General features: G+C 69.5%; 20 protein-coding genes. 10 read left to right on the top strand and 10 right to left on the bottom strand.

All coding sequences use genetic code 11. The annotated features are described in order from the left end of the window. Positions 1-9: 9 nt before the first annotated feature. On the top strand, positions 10-438 hold the full coding sequence (locus tag OVA30_RS24395) for a RusA family crossover junction endodeoxyribonuclease (RefSeq protein ID WP_268177254.1): 429 nt from the start codon (positions 10-12) through the stop codon (positions 436-438). Then, positions 435-1097 carry a hypothetical protein gene (locus OVA30_RS24390; RefSeq protein ID WP_268177253.1) on the top strand — a complete coding sequence of 221 codons (663 nt, stop codon included), beginning with the start codon at positions 435-437 and terminating at the stop codon, positions 1095-1097. The genes OVA30_RS24395 and OVA30_RS24390 overlap by 4 nt, the downstream gene beginning before the upstream one ends. Positions 1098-1101: 4 nt before the next feature. Here the strand turns inward: OVA30_RS24390 and OVA30_RS24385 are convergent, their stop codons facing one another. From OVA30_RS24385 to hslV, 3 genes are all read right to left on the bottom strand, one after another. After that, positions 1102-1974, bottom strand: a complete 873-nt coding sequence (locus OVA30_RS24385; protein WP_268177252.1) for an EamA family transporter — start codon at positions 1972-1974, stop codon at positions 1102-1104. A gap of 2 nt (positions 1975-1976) precedes the next feature. Continuing rightward, entirely contained in the window at positions 1977-3290 is a 1314-nt protein-coding gene (hslU, locus tag OVA30_RS24380; protein ID WP_003601561.1) for an ATP-dependent protease ATPase subunit HslU, read from the bottom strand. Positions 3291-3401: 111 nt separating this feature from the next. Beyond that, positions 3402-3962, bottom strand: a complete 561-nt coding sequence (hslV, locus tag OVA30_RS24375) for an ATP-dependent protease subunit HslV (protein ID WP_012252396.1) — start codon at positions 3960-3962, stop codon at positions 3402-3404. 198 nt (positions 3963-4160) lie between these two features. Here hslV and motA point away from each other — a divergent pair, with 198 nt between their 5' ends. Genes motA through OVA30_RS24360 form a run of 3 tightly spaced genes read left to right on the top strand, consistent with a single transcriptional unit; the run spans position 4161 to position 6377 of the window. After that, positions 4161-5036, top strand: a complete 876-nt coding sequence (gene motA, locus OVA30_RS24370) for a flagellar motor stator protein MotA (protein ID WP_003601565.1) — start codon at positions 4161-4163, stop codon at positions 5034-5036. Between the two features lie 14 nt (positions 5037-5050). Beyond that, positions 5051-6097 (top strand): flagellar motor switch protein FliM, encoded by a 1047-nt coding sequence (locus tag OVA30_RS24365; protein ID WP_268177251.1) that lies wholly within the window; start codon positions 5051-5053, stop codon positions 6095-6097. Beyond that, positions 6081-6377, top strand: coding sequence for a hypothetical protein (locus OVA30_RS24360; protein WP_076641205.1), 297 nt, complete (start codon positions 6081-6083; stop codon positions 6375-6377). Before OVA30_RS24365 ends, OVA30_RS24360 begins: the two co-directional genes overlap by 17 nt. A gap of 13 nt (positions 6378-6390) precedes the next feature. Here the strand turns inward: OVA30_RS24360 and OVA30_RS24355 are convergent, their stop codons facing one another. After that, entirely contained in the window at positions 6391-6663 is a 273-nt protein-coding gene (locus OVA30_RS24355; protein ID WP_268177250.1) for a PepSY domain-containing protein, read from the bottom strand. A gap of 200 nt (positions 6664-6863) precedes the next feature. Here OVA30_RS24355 and fliN point away from each other — a divergent pair, with 200 nt between their 5' ends. From fliN to OVA30_RS24330, 5 genes are all read left to right on the top strand, one after another. Then, positions 6864-7190 carry a flagellar motor switch protein FliN gene (gene fliN / locus OVA30_RS24350; RefSeq protein WP_003601570.1) on the top strand — a complete coding sequence of 109 codons (327 nt, stop codon included), beginning with the start codon at positions 6864-6866 and terminating at the stop codon, positions 7188-7190. A gap of 22 nt (positions 7191-7212) precedes the next feature. After that, positions 7213-8292 (top strand): flagellar motor switch protein FliG, encoded by a 1080-nt coding sequence (locus OVA30_RS24345; protein ID WP_003601571.1) that lies wholly within the window; start codon positions 7213-7215, stop codon positions 8290-8292. A gap of 43 nt (positions 8293-8335) precedes the next feature. Beyond that, positions 8336-9397, top strand: coding sequence for a flagellar biosynthesis protein FlhB (flhB, locus tag OVA30_RS24340; RefSeq protein WP_003601572.1), 1062 nt, complete (start codon positions 8336-8338; stop codon positions 9395-9397). Continuing rightward, positions 9394-9840 carry a hypothetical protein gene (locus OVA30_RS24335; RefSeq protein WP_003601573.1) on the top strand — a complete coding sequence of 149 codons (447 nt, stop codon included), beginning with the start codon at positions 9394-9396 and terminating at the stop codon, positions 9838-9840. The genes flhB and OVA30_RS24335 overlap by 4 nt, the downstream gene beginning before the upstream one ends. A gap of 221 nt (positions 9841-10061) precedes the next feature. Next, a complete protein-coding gene (locus OVA30_RS24330; protein ID WP_003601574.1) occupies positions 10062-10763 on the top strand; it encodes a response regulator transcription factor in 702 nt (233 codons plus the stop codon). A gap of 7 nt (positions 10764-10770) precedes the next feature. On the opposite strand, the gene OVA30_RS24325 is transcribed toward OVA30_RS24330, so the two are convergent. From OVA30_RS24325 to fliF, 6 genes are all read right to left on the bottom strand, one after another. After that, positions 10771-11439 (bottom strand): transglycosylase SLT domain-containing protein, encoded by a 669-nt coding sequence (locus OVA30_RS24325; protein WP_081397072.1) that lies wholly within the window; start codon positions 11437-11439, stop codon positions 10771-10773. Further along, on the bottom strand, positions 11393-12973 hold the full coding sequence (locus OVA30_RS24320; protein ID WP_268177248.1) for a flagellar hook-length control protein FliK: 1581 nt from the start codon (positions 12971-12973) through the stop codon (positions 11393-11395). The genes OVA30_RS24325 and OVA30_RS24320 overlap by 47 nt, the downstream gene beginning before the upstream one ends. Positions 12974-13248: 275 nt before the next feature. After that, on the bottom strand, positions 13249-14604 hold the full coding sequence (locus OVA30_RS24315; protein WP_268177247.1) for a chemotaxis protein: 1356 nt from the start codon (positions 14602-14604) through the stop codon (positions 13249-13251). Then, on the bottom strand, positions 14601-15989 hold the full coding sequence (locus OVA30_RS24310; RefSeq protein WP_268177246.1) for a MotB family protein: 1389 nt from the start codon (positions 15987-15989) through the stop codon (positions 14601-14603). The genes OVA30_RS24315 and OVA30_RS24310 overlap by 4 nt, the downstream gene beginning before the upstream one ends. Before the next feature lies 1 nt (position 15990). Further along, positions 15991-16716: a hypothetical protein gene (locus tag OVA30_RS24305; RefSeq protein ID WP_268177245.1), complete on the bottom strand. Its 726-nt coding sequence runs from the start codon at positions 16714-16716 to the stop codon at positions 15991-15993. After that, positions 16716-18395 (bottom strand): flagellar basal-body MS-ring/collar protein FliF, encoded by a 1680-nt coding sequence (gene fliF, locus OVA30_RS24300; RefSeq protein WP_268177244.1) that lies wholly within the window; start codon positions 18393-18395, stop codon positions 16716-16718. Before fliF ends, OVA30_RS24305 begins: the two co-directional genes overlap by 1 nt. Positions 18396-18819 lie beyond the last annotated feature (424 nt).

The following is an 18819-nucleotide window of genomic DNA, read 5'->3' as shown; positions in this document are numbered from 1 at the left end:
CGCCGGACCTTGCCCGAGCAGGAGACGCTATATCCCCTTGAGTTCGTCGTACCGTCCACGCCGGTTTCACTTCAGGCGAGCAGCCGCTCGAAGGAGCGTTGGAAATCTGCCGTCAGAGAGGCCGCGCGGGAGCGGATTCGTGAAACGGATCCCCTGGGCTTTCTTGATCGGCGCCCATTAGGTCTGACAATCTATTACTTTTCAGCTCTGCCGATGGAAGGCGACATCGACAATATCGTGAAACCGATTATGGATGCTTTGATCCACGTCGCCTGTATGACGGACAACGATGTCGAACGTATCGTCGTCCAAAAGTTCGAACCCGAAGTGGGGTGTGCGTTCACCGATCCAAGTGCGCAGTTGGTGGCCGCTCTGGATGTTCCGCCCCCCGCTGTCTACGTCAGGATCGACGACGACTTGAGTTGGAGGTTCCTGTGACGGCACAGGTTCGATCGCTTCGGCCCGAGGCTGAGAAGCACTTCATCGACGCTTTGCGCCGGCGCTACGAGGAGCAGGGTTTCGCTTTCACGTCGGAGCCCGATCCGAAACAGCTTCCCGGATTTTTCGGTTCCTATGTTCCGGATGCGCTTGCTCAGAAGTCGGGACGCAACATCGTCATCGAACTGAAGGAGCAGGCGACGTCATCGACACAGCGTGCTTTGTCCGAGATCAGGCGCCTCTTCGAAGACCATGCCGATTGGCAGTTCCGCGTGTTTTATACCGGAACCGATCCGCAACAGGCCGAGACGGTTGCGCCCGCCTCCCCGGATCTCATTCGGGAATCGGCTGACGAGGTGAAGGCACTCGCTGCACAGGGCAATCTGCGGGCGGCCTTCATCGTGGGCTGGGCCCTGTTGGAGGCGGCCTTGCGAGCCCGTCGCGATGGATTGGAGAGTCTGTCACGCAAACCCGGCACGGTCGTCCAGACGCTGGCAATGGAAGGCTTCATTGAGCCGCCAGCAGAGCGCCGATTGCGCGAACTGATCCCACTGAGAAACCGCATCGTTCACGGCGATCTGACGGTCGAGCCGACGACGGCGGAGATCGAGTTCGTCCTCGCGACCATCGAAAACGTTTTGGACGCCGACTTGTCTTAAGCACTCACGGGCTCTGCGACGTCCGCCGTCTGGCCGCCAGCGTGATCCCTGCCGAGGCCGCCACGATGCAGGCGATGGCCCCGCCCTGCACCGGGGTCAGCCGCTCGCCGAGCAGGGCGAGGGCGGCCACCGACGCGACGGCCGGTTCCAGGCTCATCAGCACGCCGAAGGCGGGGCGGGGCAGGCGCGTGAGGGCGAACATTTCGAGCGAGTAGGGCAGGGCACTCGACAGGACGGCGATGACGAGACCCGTCGCGAGCGTCGCCGGGGTGAACAGGTCGGTGCCGGCCTCCACCAAGCCCACCGGTGCGACGACGAGGGCGGCGACCAGCATACCGAGCGACACCGCCCGACCGCCGCCGGCCCGGCCGGCGCGCTGGCCGAACACGATGTAGGCGGCCCAGCACAGGCCCGCGCCCAGCGCCAACGCCGCGCCCGTCGGATCGAGGGTGCTCGTCTCGCCCAGCGGCAGCAGCAGGCCGAGCCCAAGCACCGCGAGTCCGATCCAGGCGAAGTCGCGTGCCCGGCGCGAACCCGCCAACGCCACCGCCAGCGGACCGGTGAACTCGATGGCCACCGCGATGCCGAGCGGGATCGTGCGGAGCGACAGGTAGAACAACAGGTTCATGAGCCCGAGCGCCGCCCCGTAGAGCGCAATGGCACCGATCTCGCCCCGCTCAAGACTGCGTCGCCACGGCCGCCAGACCGCGAGCAGGATCAGCGCCGAGAAGCCGACGCGGAGCGACGTGACGCCCGCCGCGCCGACGACCGGAAACAGCCCCTTGGCGAGTGCGGCGCCGCTCTGAATCGAGACCATCCCCGCCAGGAGGGCGAGGATCGGCAGGGCGATGTCGGGCGCGGCGTTGCGTCCGCGCACGATCAGAGAATGAAGCGGCTCAGATCGGCGTTGGCGGCCAGATCCTCGACCCGGTCGCGCACATAGGCTGCGTCGATCGGCACCGTCTCGCCGGAGCGGTCAGTGGCGGTGAACGAGATCTCGTCGATGACCCGCTCCAGCACGGTCTGCAGGCGGCGGGCGCCGATATTCTCCACCGAACCGTTCACCTCGACGGCGACGCGGGCGAGCGCGTCGATGGCGTCCTCGGTGAAGTCGAGCGTGACGCCTTCCGTCTCCATTAGCGCCACCGTCTGCTTGATGAGGCTGGCTTCGGTGGCGGTGAGGATCTGCTTGAAATCCTCGACGGTGAGTGGCTGCAACTCGACGCGGATCGGCAGGCGGCCCTGCAACTCGGGCAGCAGGTCGGACGGCTTCGAGACGTGGAAGGCGCCGGAGGCGATGAACAGGATGTGGTCGGTCTTCACCGGCCCATGCTTGGTCGCCACGGTGGTGCCCTCGATCAGCGGCAGCAGGTCGCGCTGCACGCCCTCCCGGGAGACGTCGGCACCCGAGCGGCCCTCGCGGGCGCAAATCTTGTCGATCTCATCGAGGAAGACGATGCCGTTGTCCTCGACCTCGCGGATCGCCTCGCGGGTCAGCGCGTCGTCGTCCACGAGCTTATCGCTCTCCTCGGCGATCAGCGGCGCGTAGGCCTCCGCCACCGTGATGCGGCGCGGCTTGCCGCGCTGGCCGCCGAGCGCCTTGCCGAGCATGTCGGAGATGTTGATCGCCCCCATCGAGGCGCCGGGCATGCCGGGGATCTCGAACATCGGCATACCCTGCGAGCCGGACGGGGCCAGCTCGATCTCGACCTCCTTGTCGTCGAGTTCGCTCGCCCGCAGCTTCTTGCGGAAGCTTTCGCGCGTCGCCTGGCTCGCGGTCGGCCCCACCAGGGCGTCGAGGATGCGGGATTCGGCGGCCGCTTCCGCCTTGGCCTTCACCGCCTTGCGCTTCTCTTCCCGCGTCAGGCCGATGCCGACCTCGACGAGGTCGCGCACGATCTGCTCCACGTCGCGGCCGACATAGCCCACCTCGGTGAACTTGGTGGCCTCGATCTTGAGGAAGGGCGCGCCCGCGAGCCGGGCCAAGCGCCGGGCGATCTCGGTCTTGCCGCAGCCCGTCGGGCCGATCATCAGGATGTTCTTGGGCGCCACCTCGTCCCGCAGCGGCCCTTTCAGTTGCTGGCGCCGCCAACGGTTACGCAAGGCGATCGCGACCGCGCGCTTGGCGTCCTTCTGGCCGACGATGAAGCGGTCGAGCTCGGAGACGATCTCGCGGGGAGAGAAGGTGGTCATCGGGCTCCTGCGGCCGTTTTTTTGGGACGTGTGGGGCGGCGCGCCGGGCGCGGGGCCTTTCCCACGAACGATCTAAGCGGGCGAGGCCCGGCTTTCCAGGGAGCGCGGCCCTCAGGCCGCGTCGAGGGTTTCGATCACGAGGTTGCCGTTGGTGTAGACGCAGATCTCGGCGGCGATCTTCATCGACCGGCGCACGATCGCCTCGGCGTCGAGCTCGCCGTCCTCCAGCGCGCGGGCAGCGGAGAGGGCGTAGTTGCCGCCCGACCCGATCGCCATCACCCCGGTCTCGGGCTCCAGCACGTCGCCGGCGCCGGACAGCAGCAGGCTGACCTCCTTGTCGGCCACCAGCATCATCGCCTCCAGCCGGCGCAGATAGCGGTCGGTGCGCCAATCCTTGGTGAGTTCGACGCAGGCGCGGGTGAGCTGGCCGGGATACTGCTCCAGCTTGGCTTCCAGTCGCTCGAACAGGGTGAAGGCGTCGGCGGTGGCACCGGCGAAGCCGCCGATCACCGTGCCCTTGGCGAGGCGCCGGACCTTGCGGGCATTGCCCTTCACGATGGTCTGGCCGAGGCTGACCTGACCGTCGCCGCCGATCACCACCCGGCCGCCCTTGCGGACCATGAGGATCGTGGTGGCGTGCATCTGCGGCAGGCGATCGTCGGTTTGGGCCAAGGAAACGCTCCGGTTCGAGGGAAAAGGCCGAGCCTCAGTTAGGCGCTCGAACGCCCGCCTCCAAGGTCAGCCCCGGCATCGGCGTGCCTTGCCGCTGCGCGAAAAAGCTCCGCGCAAGCCACTATGCCTATTGGCTCGGACAAAGGGCCGCCGCGCGTCGGCACCCGTCCCCGCAGCGGTGTCCCCCGGAGTCTTCTCATGGGAATCCTCGTCGGCCTCGTCATCGCGATCGGCTGCATGCTCGGCGGCTTCGTCGCCATGGGCGGGCACCTAATCGTGATCTGGCAGCCCTGGGAGTTCGTCATCATCTTCGGCATGGCGGCGGGCACCTTCGTCATCGCCAACCCGATGAAGACGGTGGTCGATTCGGGCAAGGCGACGATGGAGGCCTTCACCAACAAGGGGCCGAAGCGCCAGGACTTCCTCTCGCTGCTGGGGCTCCTGCACGCCCTGATGCGCGACTTGAAGACCAAGCCGCGCAACGAGGTCGAGACGCATTTCGACGATCCGGCGAATTCCGAGATCTTCAAGAACTATCCCGAGGTGACCAAGGACCAGGATCTGGTGCTGTTCATCTGCGACTATTGCCGCCTGATCCTTATCGGCAACGCCCGCTCGCACGAGATCGAGGCGCTGATGGAGGAGGAGATCGGCACGCACAAGAAGTACAAGCTCAAGCCCTATGCCGCGATCAACACCGTGGCGGAGGCGCTGCCGGCGCTCGGCATCGTCGCGGCGGTGCTCGGCATCGTGAAGGCGATGGGCGCGCTCGACCAGTCGCCGCAGATCCTCGGCGGCCTGATCGGCGCAGCGCTCGTCGGCACCTTCATCGGCGTGTTCGCGTCCTACGGGATGCTCGCCCCGCTCGCCGTGAAGATCAAAGGCGTGCGCGAGAAGCAGTGCAGCGTCTACACCATCGTGAAGCAGAGCTTGATCGCCTACATGAACGGCGCGCTGCCCCAGGTCGCGATCGAGCACGGCCGCAAGGGCATTGCCGGTGCCGACCGCCCGACCATCGACGAAGTCGAGAGCGCCACCGTGCCCGGCGCCCGCGCCGAACCGGCCGCGGCGTAAGGGGTCGATCGCAGATGGACGAGACCGAAACCCCCGGCGCGGCGCTCGACGCGGCCCCCGAGGCGGCGCTCGACACGGCGCCCGCGGGAGCCCCCGAGGCGGCCCCCGAGCGCCAGCCCGAATTGCCCCCGTTCGTGACGGCGACCAAGCCCGCGACCGACATCCGAACCCGCATCCAGGAGGCCGGCGGCCTGTCGCTCGACCGGCTGCCGATGCTCAGCGTGGTGTTCGACCGCCTCGCCACCGCCTGCAGCGATGCGGCCAAGCACCTGGCCGCCTCCACGACCTTCTACTCCCTGAGCGGGGTCGAGAGCGGGCGCTTCGGCGAGTTCCTCGACGCCTACGACGCCAATGCGGTGGTCGGCATCTTCCAGGCACCGGAATGGGACGGCCACGTCCTGGTCGGGCTCGACCGCGACTTCCTCTACACCATGGTCGAGGTGCTGTTCGGCTCCGACGGCGCCGAGCCGCCGGTGGAGGACGAGCGCACCTTCTCGGCGATCGAGCTGCGCATCGCCCAGATGGTGTTCGAGCAGGTCGGCAAGGCGCTCGAATCCTCCTTCGGCCTCGTCTCGCAGACCGCCTTCCGCCTGGAGCGGATGGAGACCCGGATGGAGTTCGCGGTGATCGGCCGGCGCTCCAACAAGGCGGTGCAGGCCAAGTTCCTGCTCCAGGCGCTCAACCGCGGCGGCGAGATGTTCCTCATCATCCCGCAGACGGTGCTGAACCCGCTGCGTCCGGCGCTCGGCAAGGTGCTGACCGGCGAATCCGCCGCCCGCGACCCGCGCTGGGCCGAACAGATCGCGGCCGAGGTGCAGAAGACGACCGTGCGCCTGCGTGCCGTCCTCGAGGAGCGTCACCTGACGCTCGGCGAGATCGCCGGACTGAAAGTCGGGCAGGTGCTCACCCTCGACGCGACGCCCGCGACGCGGATCAAGCTCGAGGGCAACGACCGGCCGCTGTTCTGGTGCCGGGCCGGCCAGTCGCAGGGCAGCTACGTCCTGCGGGTGGAGGAATCGATCAATCCGGAGAAGGAGGGCGGCCATGGGCTCCTTGGTTGACGGCGTGCTGCTCGTCGCGCTCGTGGCGACGAGCGCCTGCGTGCTGCCGATGTACCTGAAGCTGAAGCGCCTCGACCGGACCCAGGCCGAGTACGGCGCGGCGGTGGCCGCCTCCGGCGTGGCGCTGACGCAGGCCGGCGAGGCGGTGCGCTCCTTCAAGGAGGAGGGCCGCGAGGTTCTGGACGCCCTGAGCCTCAAGATCGAGGAGGCGCGTGCGGTGCTCGACGCGCTGGAGGCGTCGCGCGCGGCCCTCGTCGCGGCCCGCTCGGAGAAGCCGTGAGGCGGAGTCCGTCTCAGTCGTCGCTTTGCTTCTTGGTTTTCTCGACGATCGCTCCGGTCTGCGGATCGAGCTGAACCTTGACGCTCCGGCCGTCCCGGACCGCCTTGGCCTTCCACACCCCGTCATCGGCCTCGATGCTGTGCACCGTGCCGTACCCGGCTTCCGCGAGCTTGGTCAGCACTTGGTCGATCGGCATCCAATCCTTTCCGGGCGTGTCGGCCTGTGCCGATGCCGCGAGCAGGCCGGTGGCCAGCGTGGCGGCGACGAGGGTCTTGAGGGTGTTCATGGGGTTCGGCTCCTGGCGGGTGTCGTGATGCCCCCTTTTGTCACTGGAGAACCCCGCGAACCTGACGGACGCCGTCAGCGAAATGTCAGCCGCGGCGGCTCGCGCGAAGCGTCAACCTTACGACATGCGGCGACAGCCTCGCGTCAGCCAAGCCGGCTAGACCGTCCTCACGCACGAAGCGGACCCGAAGAGCCCGAGCGATGAGCAGCAGCCCCTTCCCCGATACCGATCTGGCCGGCACCGAGCCCCGCGTCGGCGACGGGCGCAACCTCGATTCGATCCTGCGCATCCCGGTGCTGATGCAGGTCGTGCTCGGTTCGGCGACCATGCCGGTGGCGGATCTGATGAAGCTCGGGCGCGGCGCCGTCGTCCCCCTCGACCACCGGGTCGGCGAGCCGGTGGATGTGATGGTCAACGGCCGGGTCATCGCGCGGGGCGAGATCGTGATCGTCGAGGAGGACAATTCCCGGTTCGGCGTGTCGCTGACCGAGGTGGTCGGCCCCTCCGCCACCGACCAGAACACCTGAGCCCGGGCGAGAACGGGCCGCCATGTCTTCGAGCCCTCTGGCATCGAGCCCCGTCCCATCGGACGCCGTCTCCTCGGGCGCCGTCGCCCCCCGTGCGGTGGCGACCCGGCGGCTCGAGCCCGTCGATCAGGTCGCGGCGCTGCTGCTCGCCATGGGCAAGCCCGCGGCCGGGCGGCTCATCAAGTATTTCGAGCCGGACGAACTCAAGCGCATCACCCGCTCGGCCTCGAATCTCGGCGCGGTCAGCCCCGAGCAGCTCGATACGGTGGTGGAGCATTTCTCCGCCGAGTTCTCCGCCGGCAACAGCCTGATCGGTACCGCCAGCGAGGTCGAGAAGCTGCTCAGCGGCCTGCTGCCGGCCGACCAGATCGCCGACATCCTCGCCGACGTGCGCGGCAGCGCCACCCGCTCGGTGTGGGATCGGCTCGGCACCGTGCAGGAGAGCGTGCTGGCGAGCTACCTCGTCAAGGAGCACCCGCAGACCGCCGCGCTGATCCTGTCGAAGGTGAAGCCCGCCACCGCCGCCAAGGTGATGGGCCACCTGCCCGCGCCGGTGCGCAACACGGTGATGCGGCGGATGCTGAGCTTCAAGCCGATCGTCGATGACGTGCTGCACGCGATCGAGAAGACCCTGCACGAGGACTTCATGATCAACGGTGCGCGCAATTCCGGCGCCGACACGCACGCCAAGATGGCCGACATCATCAACAAGATGGAACGCCAGCAGATGGACGACGTGCTCTCCAGCCTCGGCGAGTCGCGTCCGAAATCGGTCGAGATCCTCAAGGGTCTGCTCTTCACCTTCGACGACATCGTCAAGCTGGCACCGCGCGCCCGTACCACTCTGTTCGATGCCGTGCCCAACGACCGGCTGGTGCTGGCGCTGAAGGGCACGGAGGCCGACTTCCGCACCACGGTGCTCAGCGCCCTCTCGGCGCGCGTGCGCCGCATGGTCGAGCACGAGCTGAACGGCGGCGAGCCGGCGGCACAGCGCGACGTGCTGGAGGCGCGCCGCACCATCACCGATCTGGCGATGGAGATGGCCGGGCGCGGTGAGATCGAGATCAATCCGGGAGGCGAGGATGAAGCGCTCATCCGCTGATCCGCGTCCCCGGCGTCAGCTTCGGCATCGGCGGGGCTGATGCGTGGCGGACGACGACAAGGAGAGCAAGACCGAAGCCGCCACCGAGCGGCGGGTGCGCGACGCGATCGAGAAGGGCGACATCCCGTTCTCGCGCGAGGCGCCGGTCTTCGCCTCGACGCTCGGTCTGCTGATCGCGCTGGCCCTGTTCGCGCGGGGGCAGGCGGCGCAGCTCGCCGGCGACTTCGCGCCGCTCCTCGACGATCCGCGCGGCTTCTCCCTGGAGTCCGGCGGCGACGCGATGCTGCTCCTGAGCCGCGTGGCGCTGGCAGCCGGGCGCTTCCTGCTGCCGATCCTGCTGATCCTGGCGGTCTGCAGTCTCAGCGCCTCGCTTCTACAGAACCTGCCGCGCTTCGTTCTCGACCGGATCACGCCGAAATGGTCGCGGGTGTCGCCGATGGCGGGTTTCGCGCGAATCTTCGGAACCTCGGGTCAAGTCGAGTTCCTGAAATCCCTCGTTAAATTCCTGTCGGTCAGTGTCGTTGCCCTTCTGCTCCTGCGCTCGGAGCGGACAAGAGCCGTGAACGCCATGTTCGTCGATCCGAGCCAACTGCCCGAACTGATCCTGACGGTCGCGATCCGTCTGGTCTCGGCTGTGGCCATCGCCACCATCGTCATCGTCGCGGGCGATCTCGTCTGGGCGCGGCTGCGCTGGCAGCGCTCGCTGCGGATGTCGCACCAGGACATCAAGGACGAACACAAGCAGACCGAGGGCGATCCGTCGGTCAAGGCGCGGCTGCGCTCGCTCGCCCAGGACCGCGCCCGCAACCGGATGCTCGCCAATGTCGACCGGGCGACCGTAGTGATCGCCAACCCGACCCATTTCGCGGTGGCCCTGCGCTACGAGCCCAGCGAAAACCCGGCCCCCCTCGTAATCGCCAAGGGGCAGGACCTCATCGCGCTGCGTATCCGCGCGATCGCCGAGGAAAAAGGCATCGCCGTGATCGAGGACAAGCCTCTCGCAAGATCCCTGTACGATGCTGTGCAGGTCGATCAGACGATTCCTGCAGAATTTTACCGCGCCGTGGCGCAGATCCTTTTCTTCCTTTTCGCGAGAGCCCGATGACCCCTCAGGTCCAACGTTTCGCGCCAGGACCGTCGGCCGTCCCGCACAGCCATGCGGCGGCCGAACAGATCTTCGCCGAGGCGCTGCGCGACTTCATCGCCGAGCTGTGCCTGCTCGACGGCGGCGTGCTGATCGGCTGGATCCGCGGCGAGCGGCACGGCAACATCGCCGACATCGTCTCCTCCTCGGCCGAATTGTTCTTCAAGGAATCGGTGCTGACCTACGCCGACGCGGCCGATGTGTGCCTCGATTGGGGCCGCTCCATGCAGGTGGTCCTCGATCTCGAATTCGCGGCCGAGTCGGTGACGGTCTTCTTCAAGCTCGTGCTCGACGAGGTGTTCGCGGGCGTCGCGATTCAGCGAATCGTTGCGGAGGAGACGGCGGCGCTCTCTCTGGAAAACTTCGCCCACGCCCTCCGTCAGGCCCGGGTCGGGCACGCGTGAAGCGGCGCGAATGCCACGCGCATCACACGAACACCGTCACTGTCTGAAAATGTACAATCAGTAGATTGACCCCCTTGCGGCCGCGCTCCATGAATCGGGTGCGGCAGCGTCTCGATGCGTTGCGGAAGGCGGCGGAGACGGTCTTCCGGTGGCGCCCGAAACCTGCCCAGATCGCGGCGCAGTGGCAGGGCGATCCGGCGGGATCAGGGGGATGGTCGTCGATGTATTTCCTGGTCGATCCGCGCGATACCGTGAACGCGGGTTACAAGGCCAGCTTCGAGCGTGAGGGCATTTCCTCGTTCGCGCTCATGCCCGACGAGTTCCTGAGTTGGCTCCGGGCAGCCTCTCCCGCCGACCTCGAAGCGATCCAGGGCTTCCTTCTCGGCGATTTCGCGGAGCGGGCGAAATGCGCGGGCGTCATTCGTAAGCAGTCCCGCGCACCGATCATCGCGCTCGCCGATCTGCGCTCGCTCGAGCAGACCGTCGAACTCCTGGAAGCCGGCATCGACGACGTGCTGCCCAAGCCCGTCCATGTCCGCGAGATCCTGGCCCGCTCGGAAGCGATCTGGCGCCGCGTCAACGGGGCCGTTCAACCGAGCGAGGCGGAAGGCGAGACCGAGGGCGAGGCCCGTGGGCCGGACCGGCTCAAGGTCTTCCACGACGGGCGCGATCCCGAGATCGACGGCGTACCGCTGTCCCTGCCGCGGCGGGAGCGGCACATTCTCGAATATCTCGTACGCAACCGCGGGCGCCGGCTCACCAAGACCCAGGTCTTCAACGTAGTCTACGGCGTCTACAGCAACGGCGTCGAGGAGAGCGTGATCGAGGGCCATGTGAGCAAGCTGCGCAAGAAGCTCGCCGAGCGGCTCGGCTACGATCCGATCGAGGCCAAGCGGTATATGGGCTACACCTACGTCGGGTGAGCCCAATCTACTGGCAGAACGACTTCGCACCCGGCGTCCAGTTGCCGAAGCCGGTGGCGACCATGTTGGTGATCACCCGGCAGACATAGACCTTCTGCGCCGGGTTGTTGTTCGGCCCGGCATGGTAGCGCGCCACGGCGAGCGTCCAGCTTCCCTCGCGCTCCTTCAGCTCCTTCAGGAAGCGCGTCGCGTATTCGACGTTCTGGGCCGGGTCGATCATCGCCTCCAGCGAGGCGAATTTCGCCCGGTGATAGTGATGGTTGATCTGCATGCAGCCGAGATCGACCAGGCGCACGCCCTCCTGCTGCGCCTGGGCGAGGCGCTGCATCACGTCGGCGGCGCCGCTGCCGAAATAGGCCTTGCCCCCGATGTTCATGGCGTAGGGCTGGAGCGAGCCGCGGTTGCCGCTCTCCGTCAGCCCGACCGCGTAGAGCATGCCGAGCGGCACGCCGTGCTTGGCCGCCGCCTGCGCCATCTGGCGCTCGCAGACGCGGGAGGCGCCGGCCATCAAGGGACGTTTGGAGCCGCCGCGCGCGTCGCCGCCCAGTGCGCCCGTCTGCGCGGAGGCAGCCTCCGCGGCGCCCTCGGCGGCGGTGGAATGCGCGGCCGCCGCATTCGGGCCGGCGGCACTAGAGATACAGGCTGCCGCGATCGCGCCCGCGAGAATCCGTCTCATGGTCCTGCTCCTCGGTGGGCGTGGCGGCCGCGTCCGCGCGCGGGGACGGGCGCCGGCCCGATTGATCGGGCGTCGCTGCGCCAGGCTGTCTGTCGTGCTGGCCGCCCTGCGATCCGGCGAAGGACGCGAATCCCTGACCGCGCGGCCCGGATTCGCCCGGGCCGGGGCCGCCCGATTGAATCGTCACGGCCTCGGGCTCGTAGCCGGCCTCGCGCAGCAGGCCCGCGAGCAGGTCGCCCTCCTTGCGCAGGCGCTCGGCGGTCTCCTCGCGGCTGGTGCGCAGGCTCATTTCCAGCCGCCCGTCCTGCAGGCGCATCCGCACCAGCACCGAGCCGAGATCGGCCGGGTGGAGCTGGAGCGTGAGGATCTTCAGCGGCCCGGCCTCGGTCGAAGCCGGAATGGGACGGGCCGATGGAGTCGCTATCGCGGCGGGTGCCGCCGGCAACTGGGCGGCGACCGCGTCGACGATCTGGCGCAGCGGCGAGGCCGGCGCCGGCGTCGGCAGGCCGGCCGTCTCCTGCGGACCGGATGGCGCCAACGGCATGTCCGGGCGCGGTGCTTCGATCGTCACCGCGTCGCTTCCGGCCCTTTCGGCGCGCGCGCCACCTTCAGACTGCGGTCGCGGCACGGCCACGGCGGCATGCTCCGGCATCGTATCCGGGTGTGCGATGGCGGCCGGGCGATCCTGCCGCGATTCGGGGTCGCCTCGGGTCTGCCCCGGCGTGCCGGGTTGGGCGACGGCGACCGGCTCGGCGAGGCTCGTGCCCTCCGGTTGATCGGGGAGAGCGGCGTTGTCCGCCGCACCGACCGGCTCGGCCTGATCGCTCCGGGGCGTCGCGCGTCCGCGGGCAGCGGGGCTTCGCGGAGCTTCGGCGCCGGCCGCTTGTGCCGGGGGAGCGCCCGCCGCTTGCCGAACGGCCTCGTCCGGTGCCGGTGCATGGCTCGCCGGGGTCGATTCGGCGGGGCGGTCAGCGCCTGGAACGGGCGAGGCCGGTCGCGCGGGTGTCGTGGCGGCCGGTGCCGTCAACGCGTTCGCGGGCGCGTCCGGTGCCGGACGATCGGATGGCACGGCCGGATCGCTGGCGTCGCTGCGGGCTGCCGGAGGCTGCATCGCGACCGGTCCTGGCGCGAGCGGTCCGTCCGGCCCGCCGGCCGGCAATGCCGACGGCACGGTCGCATCGGGCGCCTTTTCTGGGCTCACCGGCGCGGCCGGCGCGGCGCCGATGCTGCCGGATGTCGGGGGCATCGGCGGCGCGGATGGCGCGTTCAGGCCTGACTCGATGGCCGTTTCCGCCGGGGCGGCGCCATGGGGCCGGACCGGCGCGAAATGTGTTTCCAGGCCGACCATCGACATCTGCAAGGCCGGCTCCGCCGGGGCCGGGCCGGGCCCTGATCCGGCGCGTGCGGCGGCCCGCTGCACCATGGCCTCCAGGCTGGCATCCGGGGGAACCGCGATCGTCGGCACCGCGGGACCGGTGAGCGCCATCAGCGCCTGCAAGGCCGAGCCGCCGACGTCGAGGGTGGTTGCGGGCAAGGCCTCGGCGGGGAGGGGGGCGACATGTTCGTCCCGGCCTCGACCTGTTCCGCCGCGGCCTCTCCGGTCCGTGCCGTGCCCGTATCGGCCGTCCCGCGCTCCGCCGCCCCGTTCTCGAAGGCGCCGAGCATCGCCTCGAAATCAGGCGGGACGCCCGCGCGCGCATCCTCGCCCGAAGGGGCGCGACCGGCCTCGGACTTGGGCCGCAGAAGGGGGAGGGTGTCGAGGGACCGCATCACGGGTCGATCGTCCGATGGTTGGAGTGCGGGGAGGACTCAAGGGGTGCGGGTGGGGGCATCCATGACGCGCTCGGCCCGGGCCAGGGCCTCCTGCGCTCGCAGGAGCGAACCGGATTCCGGAATCGGCCGGCTCGAAGAGGGGGGCGGGGTCGCGGCGGCCTCGGTGACCGGGGAGGGCGTGCGGATCTGCCGGGCGGTGGAGAGCGCGGCGTCGAGCAGTTCGGCGTCGGTCGGCACGAAATCGGCGCGGTCGAGGCCGCGCAGGGCCTCGTAGCCCTCCTCGAAGCGCCCGTCGGCTACGATCAGCGCCGCACCGCGATAGAGCCGCGCCTGCGCCGCCGGCTGCGAATCCGGCGCGGCGAGCCCCATCGCCCGCTCGGCGGAAAACAGCGCGGTCTCGCGGCGGCCCTGTTCCAGCCCGGCGCGCGCCACCAACAGGTAGAGGTCGCGCCGGCCCTCGGGCTCGATCTCGTCGAGCATCCGCTCCAGGCTGGCGATGCGGGTGCGGTCGCTGTCGAAGTCGAGGCGGGTGAGCGCTCCGGCGAAGCGCTGGCGGAAGTTGCCGGCATAGACCGAGCGGCGGAACCGGCGCAGGTACTGGATCGCCAGCGCCTCGAAGCGGCGCGCATCGCCGCCCTGCGCCACGACGAAGATCTGGCGGCGCAGCGCCCCTTCCTCGACCAGCGTGCCGGGCGCCAGAAGCCGCGCGAGGTCGAGGAGCTCGAGCGACTTGACCGGCGCGTCGCGCACCATCAGCGCCGATTGCGTCAGCGCGAGCTGCCCAGCGAGGCCCGCGGGCATCGTGTGCGGGTCGATGCCGGCGAGCTTGGCCCGCGCCTCCCGCTCGCGCCCTTCCAGATAGGCCAGCGCCCCGAGCGCCAGGGGCTGTTCCGCCTCCGGCACCTTGCCGGATCTGAGGATCACCCGCAGGGCCCCCGGTCCGCCGCCCGCCAATGCGAAGGTGACGGCGGCGCGCACGTTCTCCGCCTCGGCCCAGGTTTCGGGATCGAGGGCGATCAGCCGCTGCTCGATATGGCCGAGGAGCTGACGCTGCGCGAGATGCGCCTGGGTCGAGCCGCGGGCGATGCGGTCCTGCAGGAGTTGGAGCGTGCGCGTCAGTTCGACGGGCAGGCCGTGCGCCTTCACCGGCAGCGGTTCGATCGGCTTTGCCGGGGCGCCGTGGCCGCCATGGTCGTCGGCGGCATGGGCTTCCGCGGGCGGCGCATGGGTGTCGCCGTGCTCGGCGGCCTTTGCCGGAGCGATCACGAGACAGAGGGCGAGCGCGAGAGCCGTGAGGGCGTTGCGGCGCGATGGCTTCGCCGGCCGGCCCGTGATGACGGCCGAGCGGCTGAACCGGGCGAGAGGGCGCCTTGGAAGCGTCCGGAGCATCATTCCGGCAGCCCCCGCAGCAGGATTTCGATGCGGCGGTTCTCAGCGGCCTTGGGATTGCTGGCGATGCGGGGCTGGCGGTCGGCATAGCCCTCGATGCGGTCGATGCGGGCCTCGTCGAGGCCGCCGCGCACGAGCATGTAGGAGGCCATCTGCGCCCGCGCCGACGACAGGCGCCAGTTGTCGTAGGTCTCCGAGCGGAACGGGCGACCGTCGGTATGGCCGCGCACGACGACGCGACCGGGGCGGCTGTTGAGGATCTTGGCGATGCGTTCCAGCGCCTTGACCACCTTCGGTGTCGGCTCGGCCGAGCCGATCCCGAACATGCTGTAATTGATCTCGTCGGTGATGCTGATGAGCACGCCCTCGCCGGTGCGGCGCACCTCAACCTGCGGGGCGGGCGCGCCGTTGGGCAGCGACGGCACGGCCCGCGCGATCTCGGCCTTCAGCGCGGAAAGTGCCGCGGTCTCGGCCGCCTTCGCGGCCTGATCGGCCGGCGCCGCCGATTCCTTTGCAGGGGTAATGTCCTTGGCAGGAGGCACTTCGGCTTTCGCCAGAAGCGTCGGTTCGGCTGGCGCCGGCTTGGCTTCGGCTGGGGATGCGAGCGGTGCCGCCTCGGCCGAGGGCTTGGCGGGCTCGGCGCTCGGAATCGTCAGCGGCATCGGCTCGGCCGAGGCGAGCTTGACACCGGCCTGCCGCATGGCATCGCTCAGGCTCTGGCGGGCGATGTCCTTGGCCGATTCCTTCTGCGGCTCCCTGGGCTTGGAGCCGGCGGTCTGGGCCCGCGCGTCGAGGCGGGAATCGGCCGGCGCGGCGGCGGCGGAGTCGAGGGCGCCGGGATTGTCCGTGCGCCGACGCGGCAGGGCGGCGACCTGCCAGTAGAGCGGGTCGAACGGGTCGCGTCCGGTCTCGCCGCCGGCCACGCCCGGCTGTCCGGCTTCGAGGGCGGAGGCATCCGCGCTCGCGGCTTCCGGCCCGGCGGCCTCGGCCTCCGCGGCGAGTTTGGCGAGCACGGCGTAGGGGTCCTGGAACAGGGCGGATTCGCGGGCGCGGCTGCCCGGCGCGCCGGCTGCGTCGCCCTTGCCCTCGGCATTGCCGCCGTCGCCTTTCCCCTTGCCGGACGGGGCGGGGTCGTTGGGCGTGTCCTGCGGGTCGTTCACGCCCTTGCGGTCGTGGGTGACCTCGGCGAGCTTCACCGGGTTGAAGTACTCGGCGATGGTCTGCTTCTGCTCTTTGCTCGTAGAGTTGATCAGCCACATCACTAGGAACAGCGCCATCATCGCCGTCATGAAGTCGGCGAGCGCGATCTTCCAGGCGCCGCCGTGATGGCCCTCCTCGTGGTCGCCGTGGCGCTTGATGATGATGATTTCGTGGGGGCGGTCCGACATCTTACGCCTCCGCGATCGCGGCGGTGATCAGGCGGCTCCAGGCCGCGAGTTCGGTCTCGATCACGGTCTCGCCCGCGCGCACCGTCACCTCCGGCCCGTCGGCCGCCTCAAAAGCGATCCCGGTCGAGCCGCCGAGCCTTGCGGCGAGCGCCGCGATCAGATCGTCCGGCCCGCGCACCTGCACCGCCGCCCGTTGCGGCTCGGCCAGGATGCGCTTGAGGGCAATGCTGAGTTCATCCAGCGCCTGCCGTTGCAGCGCTTGGCCCAGCACCGGCGCGATCAGCCGCGCGACCCGGTCCGACAGTGTGGCCTCGAGCGCCTGCATGGCCGCGACGAAGCCTTGCGCCAGGATCTCGCTCTGCGCCTCGGTCCAGTCGCGGCGGGCCTGCGCCACGCCTTCCTCGAACAGGGCCTGCTGCGCCGCGCGCTCGAGCGCCGCTTGCGCCGACCACTCTTCCATCGCCTCGGCCCGGCCCTGTTCTCGCCCGCGTGCCTCGGCGGCGGCGATCAGCGCCTCGCGATCCTCGGCAGGCCGCAGGGTGGCCGAGGCGGCGCGGGGCAGGAAGGGTTCGAGCTCGGCCTGGAGTTCGATCGGAGCCGGTGCGGCCGGCTCCGCGGCGGGCGCGCGGAACCACGCCCCCGAAAAATCCGGCTCGCCCGAGAGCGCCGCAGGCGGCGGGGGAGGGGCGGAGAAGTCCGGCAGGTAACGGGCGAGCACCGCGTCCATCACGCCGCCTCCTCACGCATGAGCCAGCGCTTGAGCACGGCCGCGACCTGCTCCTCGTCGATGTCGATGAGCTGCTCCAGTCGCTTCTGCGGCGAGCGGGCCATCTTGTCCTCCAGTTCCTCCAGCAGGCCGGCGACGCCGGGCGCGGGAAGCTTGGCCGCCTCGCCGGAGCCGGGGAGCGCGGCACCCGGTGCGGCCAGCGCCATCGTGCCGTCGGCGGCGAGCGCGGGTGCGCCGTCGGGGCCGGCGAGTGCCGCGACCTCGCTCTGGGCGGTCTCGGGCGTCGCCAGGATCGCGCGCAGGGCCGGACGCAGGCCGAACCAGATCAGCAGGCCCGCCACGACGAGGATCGTCGCCGCGTTGATGAGCGTGCCGGACTGCTTCATCATCACGTCGGTGAGCGAGAGCGGCGGCACCGGCTCCATCGGCTGTCCGTCGTTGACGAAGCCGACCGCCGCGACCTTGATCGTATCGCCGCGCTCCTTGCTGAAGCCCGCGGCCGAGCCCACCAGCTCCTCGATCTCGGCAATCTGCTTGTCGAGGCTGGCCTTGTCGTCGGGCCCGGCGAGCGCGGTCAGCCGCGAGCGGTTGACCAGCACCGCGACCGAGAGGCGGCGGATGGCGTAGCCGTCGCTCACCGTCTGGACCGTCTTCTGGGAGATCTCGTAATTGGTGAGATCTTCCTTCTTCGAGCTTTCGTTGCTCGACTGGTCGTTGCCGTCCGAGCGGGTGCGCTGGTCGGGCAGGTTCTCCTGCGCGCTGGTCGGGCGCTGGCTGTTGCGGTTCTGCGCGTTCTCGCTCTCGCGCACCGAGCGCACCGAGCGCTCCACCCGCTGATCGGGGTTGAAGATCGTCTCGTTCGTGCTTGTCTTGTCGGTGTTGAGCTGGGTCGCGACGCTGATCTCGAAATTGCCGACACCGAGATAGGGCGCGAGCGTGCGGCGGATGTTGTCCTGCATCTCGCGGCTCACCGACTTTTCCAGCGTCGCCATCTTGCCGGTGGGCGCCGTGCCGGCATCGTCGCCCGCGAGCAGCACCGTGCCCTCCGAGCCGATCACGGTGACGCGGTCGGGCTTCATGCCGGGGATCGCCGAGGCGACGAGCTGGCGGATCGCCTGCGCGCCGGACGTGTCGTCGGCCGGCTCGGTGCGCACTACCACGGAGGCGGAGGCCGGCTGCTGGTCCCGGCGGAACGAGCCGCGGTCCGGAAGCACCAAGTGGACGCGGGCAGCGCGCACGCCCTTCATGCCCTGGATCGTGCGGGCGATCTCGCCTTCGAGCGCCCGCACGCGGGTCACCTCCTGCATGAAGGAGGTCATGCCGAGCGAGCCGAGATCGTTGAACAGCTCGTAGCCGGACTTGGAGCTCTGCGGCAGGCCCTTCTCGGCGAGCAGCATCCGCGCCTGCGCGGTGTGGCCGAAGGAGACGAGCACCGCCGTGCCGTCGGACGACACGTCGAAGGGGATGCCGTTGTCCTTGAGCACGCCGCCGATGCGCGACACGTCCTCACGCGAGAGGCCCGTATAGAGCATCTCCTGCGCCGGACGGCTGAGATAGTAGGCGCCGACACCGACGCCGAGAAACACCAAGAGGCCGACCAGCCCGAGGGCGATCAGCCGCCTCGCGCCGAGATCGACGATGTTGCTCCACAATCTTTCGGCTTGCTCGCGACCGAACATCCCCGGACCGATCCCGTTGGCGACCTGACACGTGTCGCCAGACTGAATGAGGGCTCACCCTTGCGCGGGGATTGCGACGCGACAGGTCTCGCGAGCGGTGCCGGGAGCCCTTGATGATCGCGGATGGTTCGGATCAGGCCAGGAGGGCGCGGCTCGGCCGCTTGGCCCGTTCCTGTGCGATGCCGCCTTCCGCATCGCCGACAGCCTCGACACCGGCCCCGAGAACGACATTGGCCCGGCCGATTAGGAGAGGCTGCGGGTTCCCCTCGCCCGGCCGGAGCTGCCGTGCCGATCTGCTCGAGGCCCGAGCCGAGATGGAGCGGGGCGATTTCGCGAGCGATGACGAGGTGAGCGCGGTCTTTTCCAAGTATCGGGCATCGTGAGCGACCCGTATCGCTCCAACCCTCATCCTGAGGTGCCTTCG

The sequence above is a fragment of the Methylorubrum sp. SL192 genome, from assembly GCF_026672325.1.
In the GTDB taxonomy this organism is placed as follows: domain Bacteria; phylum Pseudomonadota; class Alphaproteobacteria; order Rhizobiales; family Beijerinckiaceae; genus Methylobacterium; species Methylobacterium extorquens.
The sequence above is the reverse complement of the archived record's forward strand: the minus strand, read 5'-3'. Positions and strand labels throughout refer to the sequence as shown.

Coding starts and splice junctions, on each gene's coding strand:
- hslU (WP_003601561.1), bottom strand. CDS start 3,290: ATGACCACCTTCTCTCCCCGCGAGATCGTCTCCGAGCTCGACCGCTTC.
- motA (WP_003601565.1), top strand. CDS start 4,161: ATGGGAATCCTCGTCGGCCTCGTCATCGCGATCGGCTGCATGCTCGGC.
- OVA30_RS24365 (WP_268177251.1), top strand. CDS start 5,051: ATGGACGAGACCGAAACCCCCGGCGCGGCGCTCGACGCGGCCCCCGAG.
- OVA30_RS24360 (WP_076641205.1), top strand. CDS start 6,081: ATGGGCTCCTTGGTTGACGGCGTGCTGCTCGTCGCGCTCGTGGCGACG.
- OVA30_RS24355 (WP_268177250.1), bottom strand. CDS start 6,663: ATGAACACCCTCAAGACCCTCGTCGCCGCCACGCTGGCCACCGGCCTG.
- fliN (WP_003601570.1), top strand. CDS start 6,864: ATGAGCAGCAGCCCCTTCCCCGATACCGATCTGGCCGGCACCGAGCCC.
- OVA30_RS24345 (WP_003601571.1), top strand. CDS start 7,213: ATGTCTTCGAGCCCTCTGGCATCGAGCCCCGTCCCATCGGACGCCGTC.
- OVA30_RS24335 (WP_003601573.1), top strand. CDS start 9,394: ATGACCCCTCAGGTCCAACGTTTCGCGCCAGGACCGTCGGCCGTCCCG.
- OVA30_RS24330 (WP_003601574.1), top strand. CDS start 10,062: ATGTATTTCCTGGTCGATCCGCGCGATACCGTGAACGCGGGTTACAAG.
- OVA30_RS24325 (WP_081397072.1), bottom strand. CDS start 11,439: ATGAGACGGATTCTCGCGGGCGCGATCGCGGCAGCCTGTATCTCTAGT.
- OVA30_RS24315 (WP_268177247.1), bottom strand. CDS start 14,604: ATGATGCTCCGGACGCTTCCAAGGCGCCCTCTCGCCCGGTTCAGCCGC.
- OVA30_RS24310 (WP_268177246.1), bottom strand. CDS start 15,989: ATGTCGGACCGCCCCCACGAAATCATCATCATCAAGCGCCACGGCGAC.
- OVA30_RS24305 (WP_268177245.1), bottom strand. CDS start 16,716: ATGGACGCGGTGCTCGCCCGTTACCTGCCGGACTTCTCCGCCCCTCCC.
- fliF (WP_268177244.1), bottom strand. CDS start 18,395: ATGTTCGGTCGCGAGCAAGCCGAAAGATTGTGGAGCAACATCGTCGAT.